We start from the raw sequence: 6476 nt of genomic DNA on the forward strand, positions 1-6476 counted from the left end.
GCACACCGGCTCCCTTCTCACAATACGAGGTCGTGATACCACCAACCGATATGCTATGTTCAGTGATCATGAGTTGCATTTCCTCAGCACAACTGGCCGCGTCAGGTCGGCTGGGCCGAACCGATCCGCGCCCTCTGAATATAGCAGCGCAGACCGGCCGTCTTATGCGATTGTCCGGATGAAAACGCAGGAAATCGGCGTTTCGCGATCAGTTCGCGGCAAACGTCGACCGATCGCATCGGGCGCGCGCGATCTGGATTTTGCGGGACCGCTACTTGGCCTCGTTCCATGACCATGCAGGCGGGCAAAGGCGGAGGCGAGGGAAGCCTTCAAGATGGGACGTTAAATCCTTGTAGTGAGCTACCATTCTTTGGGTCACAGCAACGTGTCGGCCGTCAGGCCTTCCGCTAATCGCGTTGATGCGCGCCCACACAGATCTCCCGCAACGGCCAAGCAAATCGCCATCCTCATCCAGCCAGTGGGACGTCGCCTTTATCGTTCGAGAATGAATACTTTCGGTACGACCTGCTTCGAATTCTAGCTAAGGGTCTTCAGTTCAACGCCGAGGAGGCGCCGCCCTATTCAGGGTCCCGCGGCTCGCCCCCCGCGTACATTGCGCAGATCCCCTGTGGCAACGGCTGCCCTATTAGCTTGGGCAGCCGGCAGCGTCTTCGCAGATCACGGCGCGACACTGCCAACGACGCAGCGTCGACAATGTAATTCTCGATCCAGGCTTCACGTTCCAGTACCCACCCGGCCCAGTGCCTTTGCGAAAGGGCTGTGTCCCTGGTGATGGTGTAGGAGGCCGCGCGCGGAGCCGTCGGCGTAGCGCAGCGCGCGGCCGACTGCAGCGCTGGCGGTCATCGCCGATCTTCGAGAAGGTTCCGTTGCAACACCTGGAACAGAGCGGAGGCGACGATGACTGACGAGAGAATGGCCCTGATCGAGCTGATTGAGAAGCAGGCCGACAGCGCCTTCGTGCGCGACATGCTGGCCTTTGCGGCCGATCGCGTCATGGAGATGGAGGTGGAAGCGCGTACAGGCGCTGCGAAGGGCGCACGCTCGCCGCTGCGGGAGGTGCAGCGGAACGGCTATCGCGACCGGGACTGGGATACCCGCGCCGGGCGGATCGCGTTGGAGATCCCGGAGCTGCGCAAAGGAAGTAAGCGCTGTTCTCAGGCCACGGCCTTAAGCTCGGAAGGTTGGATGTAGGCCCAGGGCAGCAGTTCGTCGATCTGGCTATTGGGATGGCCGTTGACAATCCTGGTGAGGACATCGCCGAGATAGCCTAGCGGCTCGACACCATTGAGTTTGCAGGTTTCGATCAGCGACGCAACGGCTGCCCAGTGTTCGGCACCGCCATCGGAGCCTGCAAAGAGGGCGTTCTTTCGGTTGAGCGCGATCGGACGGATGGAGCGCTCGACTGTATTGGAGTCGATCTCGATGCGGCCGTCGTCGAGGAAGCGGGTCAGGCCTTCCCAGCGCGAGAGGGTGTAGCGGATCGCCTCGGCGAGCTTGGTCTTCTGGCTGATCAGACCGAGCTTCTCGCGCAGCCAGGGTTCGAGATCGGCGACGGTAGCGCGGCTATTTTCCTGACGCATTGCGCGGCGCTCGTCGGCCGACCGGCCACGGATGTCATCCTCGATCCTGTAGAGCTCGGCGATGCGCCGGAGCGCCTCGCTGGCGATCGGTGCGGGACCGGCGGCTGCCAGTTCATAGAAGCGCCTGCGGACGTGTGCCCAGCAGAAGGCGAGCGTCACGCCGCTTTTCTCGGCCAGCACGCGATAGCCCCCATAGCCGTCGACCTGAAGGATTCCGGTGAAGCCTGCGAGATGAGCGATCGGACGCTCGGCCTTTCGGTCCGGCGCATAGACATAGGCGACGCCCGGCGGGTCGCTCCCCTGCCATGGTCGGTCATCGCGGGCATAGGCCCACAGCTGCCCAGTCTTCGTCTTGCCGCGGCCAGGATCGAGCACCGGCGCCGTGGTTTCGTCGGCGAACAGCTTCGGCGAAGCCTTCAGCTTGCCAAGCAGGCGTTCATGCACCGGACGCAGATGCCAGGCGGCGCGGCCGACCCAGTCGGCGAGCGTGGACCGGTCGAGATTGATGCCCTGCCGGGCATAGATCTGCGCTTGTCGGTAGAGCGGCAGGTGGTCAGCATATTTGGACACCAGCACCTGAGCGACCGTCGCCTCGGTCGGCAAACCGCCCTCGATCAGCCGGGCGGGTGCCGGAGCCTGAACGACCACGTCCTCACAGGCGCGGCAGGCATATTTGGGCCGGCGCACGACGATCACACGCAGCTGCGCCGGAACGATGTCGAGCCGCTCGCTCACGTCCTCACCGATCCGATGCAAGCCATTGCGGCAGCCCGGGCAGGCATGGTCCTCGATGTCGACGACCATCTCCACGCGAGGCAGATGCGCCGGCAGCGAGCCCCGGTTGGCCCGGCGTTTGGCAGTCTTTGCCTGTCGCTGGTCCGGAGAAGCCCTCTCGGCCGCTTCCTCGCCGGCCGCCTCGATCTGTTCGGCCTCTTCGAGCCCCAGCAGCAACTGATCTTCGGGAAGCTTTTCGGCGCGACGGCCGAAGCGATGACGCTGCAATTCCTTGATGATCTGGATCAGCCGGGCATTCTCGACGTCGCGCGCCAGGACCATCGCCTTCAGCGCGTCCGGATCGTCGGGAAGCTGGTCAGCCGTCATCGCCATGAGCGGATCAGACCATATTCGCCGACAGCCCGCGACAGCGCAATCCAGGCTGATTCACTTGGTCGCGGCTCAGCTCGCCTGAACCGGAACACGCGTCCGGCGGGCTTCATGGACCCGCCGCCAGTCGAGACCTTCGAGCAGCGCCGACAGCTGCGCGGCCGTCAGCCGCATCACGCCGTCCTGCACTTTCGGCCAGCGGAACTCCCCATCTTCCAGGCGTTTGGCGTAAAGGCACACGCCTGTGCCATCCCAGAAGATCAGCTTGATCCGGTCCGTCCGCTTCGCCCGGAAGACGTAGACGGCCCCGCTGAACGGATCGGCGCCCATCGTCTCGCGCACCAGCGCAGCCAGCCCCTCCGCACCCTTGCGGAAGTCGACCGGCTTCGTCGCCACCATGACCTTGACCGCGCCCGTCGGCCCGATCACGACGTCGCCTTCAGCGCGCGGATCACTGCGGTCACGGTCTTCGCATCCGCACCCCGGCCAACGCGCATGGTGATGCCGTCGATCTCCAGCTCGATCACACCGGCGTCTCGGGCGGCTTTCTGCTTCCGCCGCCGCCTTGCCGCCGGTTCAGGCCTCGACGCTGCAATCACCGCCGGAACAAACAACGATTCCGGTGCTGCCGGCGCTTCCGCCAACGGCTGACGAGCGGCCCGACGCCAGGCGAACAGCTGCTGCGGGGACAAAGCGTATCGCCGCGCCACCGCACTCACGGTCGCGCCGGCTTCGTAGCTTTCCGCCACGATCCGCACCTTCTCCTCCGGCAGCCATTCGCGCCGCCGACCGGAGCCCGTGAACACCTCGAACCGGCGCGCGGGCTCGTGATCGCTGGATGTAAGCGTAAGCTCTGAAATCGTCATGTGTCGAAGCCCTCAAAGGCTCCGAACATCGTCCCTCACGTCAACGCGCGAAAGGTGCCACCGGAACAGCGCTTACCAAAGGAAGCTACTTCCCAAGCTTACTCGAACCACGTCGAACGGCCGAGAAGGCTCTGGTGGCGGTGATTCAGGAACTATACGTCCATGGGATCTCGTCGCGCTCGGTCGACGATCTGGTCAAGGCGATGGGTGCGGGCGGCATGTCGAAGAGCCAGGTGAGCCGCCTATGCGCCAACATAGACGAACGGGTGAACGCCTTCCTCACGCGACCGCTGGAGGGCGCCTGGCCCTACCTCTGGCTCGAGGCCACCTACCTGAAGGTGCGCGAGGGCGGTAGGATCGTCAGCCGTGCGGTGATAATCGCCGCGGCGGTAAAGCGCGAGGTGCTGGGCGTCGCCATCCGAAGCCGAGACGTTCTGGACCGACTTCCTGCGGTCTCTTGCCGATCACGATCTGCGTGGCGTGAAGCTGGTCATCGCCGACGGGACAAGGGTTTACGCGCGGCCGCCGCCGGGTGTTCAACGCCACGCACCAGCGCTGCCACATTCACTGGATGCGCAACGCGCTTGCCCATGCGCCGACGAAGCGGCGCATGGGCGGTTGCGGCGATGCCGAAGTCTATCTTCGCCCAGGAAACCAAAGCCGACGCCGAAACCCAGTGGGAAGTCGTTGCCGACGCGCTACGCGAGAAGCAATCCGAGCTCGGCGCCCTGATGGACGCCTCTCGCGACGACGTGCTGGCCTACATGTCCTTCCCGCGCGAGCACTGGGCGCAGATCGCCAGCACGAATCCGCTCGAGCGCGTCAACCGCGAGATCAAGCGGCGGGGCGACGTCATAGGCATCTTTCCCAATGACGACGCCATCGTGCGCCTTGTCGGCGCACTGATGCTGGAGACCAATGATCAATGGGCGGTGGCGCGGCGCTACATGCACTTCAAACGCTCGCTCGTATAACAGACAATCCAACCATCAGGCTGCCCGCCGTGGCCGCCTGATCAGCGTCGGACCTCTCCGAAGGTCGGCGCTCCTACACCATGCCGCGGGACATCACCTGCGAAAGTTGGCAAGGCAGGCGAAAAGGCCGGCAATGCATTGCCGACGACCCTATGGCGCGACATCTTCTCGCTAACCGGTGAAGCACGTCCCGGCCTGCCGATTTTCTCGGTTCAAGCGAGATAAAAAGTTGCGCCAAGATCGAGATACCGGAAGGTTGATTAGGTGTCTTAAACATGATGGGCCTCACATAAAGATTGTCAGGGGACCCATTCTGCCACAGTACATTCGCTGTCCAATTCCTCCTAGGATCTCACAGTAATCATCATTTTTCAGTTCCCCAGCTTGATGCATATTTGTTGTTAGGCTGCCGCTTCGTGCCAAGCCGAGCGTAGTACCCTCAGCCAGTTGTCGTGGCAGATTTTCGCCAAATCGGTGTCGCCATATCCAGCGTCCCGCAGTGCCGCAACGAGGTTCTGGAGCCCAGCGACGTCGCCGATTTCAGCCGGCACGGTGGTGCCGTCGAAGTCCGAGCCCAGCCCCACGCCGTCGATGCCGACATGCTCGACCAGATAGTCGATGTGGCGGATCATGTCGGAAAGCGGGGTGTCGACACGCTTCAAGCCATCCTCGCGTAACATGGTGACGGCGAAATTCAGCCCGACAAGGCCGTTGCTTTCGCGCACAGCCGCGAGCTGCTTGTCGGTCAGATTGCGGCTAATAGGGGTAATGGCGTGCGCGTTGGAATGGCTGACGATCAGCGGTTGGTCGCTGAGTCTGGCGACATCCCAGAATCCTTTTTCGGTGATGTGGGCGAGATCGACGGCAATGCCAATGCGGTTGCATTCCGTGACCAGCCGCTTGCCGGCTTCGGTCAGGCCAGGCCCGGTATCAGGGCTCGACGGGAAGGCAAACGGCACTCCCTGGCCAAAGACGGTGTTGCGGCTCCACACCGGGCCGAGCGAGCGCAGGCCGGCGGAATAAAAGACGTCGAGCGCGGCGAGTTCGGCATCGATGGCTTCGCAGCCTTCCATATGCAACACGGCGGCGAACTTGCATTCGGCCTCGGCGGCATCAATGTCGGCACTGCTGCGGCAGATTTTCCAGCCGCCGGCACTCTCGATCCGGAAGGCGATCGACGCCATGTCGACGGCGATGTCGAGCGAGGGAGAGCGTTCAAGCGGCTGAGAAAGCGGAATGGCATAGTGGCCGTTCTCGTCGCGCACTTCATCCTGCATGTTGGGCGAGGTCACATAAATCGCGCACAGGCCGCCGGCGAGGCCGCCTTTCCTAGCGCGCGGCATGTCGATATGGCCCTGCTGGGTGCCTTCGACGAACTCGGCCACCGGATCGCCACCCTTGGTTGCGTTGTTCCACAAACGGTAAAGCACATCGTTGTGGCCGTCGAAAACTTCCTGCATCTCAAAGCTCCAGCGATAAGCGGAATGCTCCGCCGCCTCTATGTGCGATACCCGAGAAATGAGCCCGCACCTATATGTTCAATGTCATCCGGGAGCACCCTTCCCCTGGTTCGAAGATCCAGTTTTCCGGTTCAGGGCGTGGTTGATCAACCTCGCAAAGTGACAACTGGTAGAGAACTACCTGCGCCTGGATCTTTCAGCCGCCAGGATCTCGATCATTTCCCTTCCGGTAGTTAGGCATTATAGATGGAAGCCTGATTGAAAGGACGCACTCTCTCTATCGTGCCATTGACGGATGAGTCTGTTCACGGCTTCGCTCTGGTCGATGTGCACGGCATGCCCTGCATTGTTCAGCAGGTGGAAATCCGAATTCCTGATCAGCTTTGCCAGCTTAAAACCGTGATCCGGCGTCACGGTCGGGTCGTTCTTCGACCAGATAATCAACGTCTGGGCCTGAAGCCGATCAAGGTA

At 62.5% G+C, this 6476-nt stretch carries 5 protein-coding genes and 2 pseudogenes; 2 read left to right on the forward strand and 5 right to left on the reverse strand.

Annotated features, from left to right (window positions below; translation table 11 throughout):
- Positions 1 to 918: 918 nt before the first annotated feature.
- A pseudogene (locus EOA86_RS17460) lies at positions 919 to 1164 on the forward strand (transposase); the annotation flags it as partial.
- 11 nt (positions 1165 to 1175) lie between these two features.
- On the opposite strand, the gene EOA86_RS17465 reads toward EOA86_RS17460, so the two are convergent.
- The 3 genes from EOA86_RS17465 to EOA86_RS17475 all read right to left on the reverse strand — a co-directional run bounded on the left by EOA86_RS17465 (position 1176) and on the right by EOA86_RS17475 (position 3571).
- Positions 1176 to 2708, reverse strand: a complete 1533-nt coding sequence (locus EOA86_RS17465) for an IS66 family transposase (protein ID WP_128261182.1) — start codon at positions 2706 to 2708, stop codon at positions 1176 to 1178.
- 69 nt (positions 2709 to 2777) lie between these two features.
- Positions 2778 to 3134: an IS66 family insertion sequence element accessory protein TnpB gene (gene tnpB / locus EOA86_RS17470; protein WP_091600663.1), complete on the reverse strand. Its 357-nt coding sequence runs from the start codon at positions 3132 to 3134 to the stop codon at positions 2778 to 2780.
- Positions 3131 to 3571: a transposase gene (locus tag EOA86_RS17475; RefSeq protein ID WP_091600664.1), complete on the reverse strand. Its 441-nt coding sequence runs from the start codon at positions 3569 to 3571 to the stop codon at positions 3131 to 3133. The genes tnpB and EOA86_RS17475 overlap by 4 nt, the downstream gene beginning before the upstream one ends.
- Before the next feature lie 77 nt (positions 3572 to 3648).
- On the opposite strand from EOA86_RS17475, the pseudogene EOA86_RS17480 reads away from it, so the two are divergent.
- Positions 3649 to 4586, forward strand: a pseudogene (locus EOA86_RS17480) (IS256 family transposase); the annotation flags it as partial.
- 360 nt (positions 4587 to 4946) lie between these two features.
- On the opposite strand, the gene EOA86_RS17485 reads toward EOA86_RS17480, so the two are convergent.
- Entirely contained in the window at positions 4947 to 6005 is a 1059-nt protein-coding gene (locus EOA86_RS17485; protein ID WP_091600661.1) for a dipeptidase, read from the reverse strand.
- A 240-nt stretch (positions 6006 to 6245) separates the two neighbouring features.
- Positions 6246 to 6476 (reverse strand): alpha/beta hydrolase (locus EOA86_RS17490; RefSeq protein ID WP_245497302.1); only part of this gene is annotated, 231 nt, incomplete at its 5' end.

Source organism: Mesorhizobium sp. M5C.F.Ca.IN.020.32.2.1 (assembly GCF_004023105.1).
Classification (GTDB): domain Bacteria; phylum Pseudomonadota; class Alphaproteobacteria; order Rhizobiales; family Rhizobiaceae; genus Mesorhizobium; species Mesorhizobium wenxiniae.

Bases quoted from the DNA above. Each gene is read 5' to 3' on its own strand.
- EOA86_RS17465 (WP_128261182.1), bottom strand. From the start codon at position 2,708: ATGGCGATGACGGCTGACCAGCTTCCCGACGATCCGGACGCGCTGAAG.
- EOA86_RS17475 (WP_091600664.1), bottom strand. From the start codon at position 3,571: ATGACGATTTCAGAGCTTACGCTTACATCCAGCGATCACGAGCCCGCG.
- EOA86_RS17485 (WP_091600661.1), bottom strand. From the start codon at position 6,005: ATGCAGGAAGTTTTCGACGGCCACAACGATGTGCTTTACCGTTTGTGG.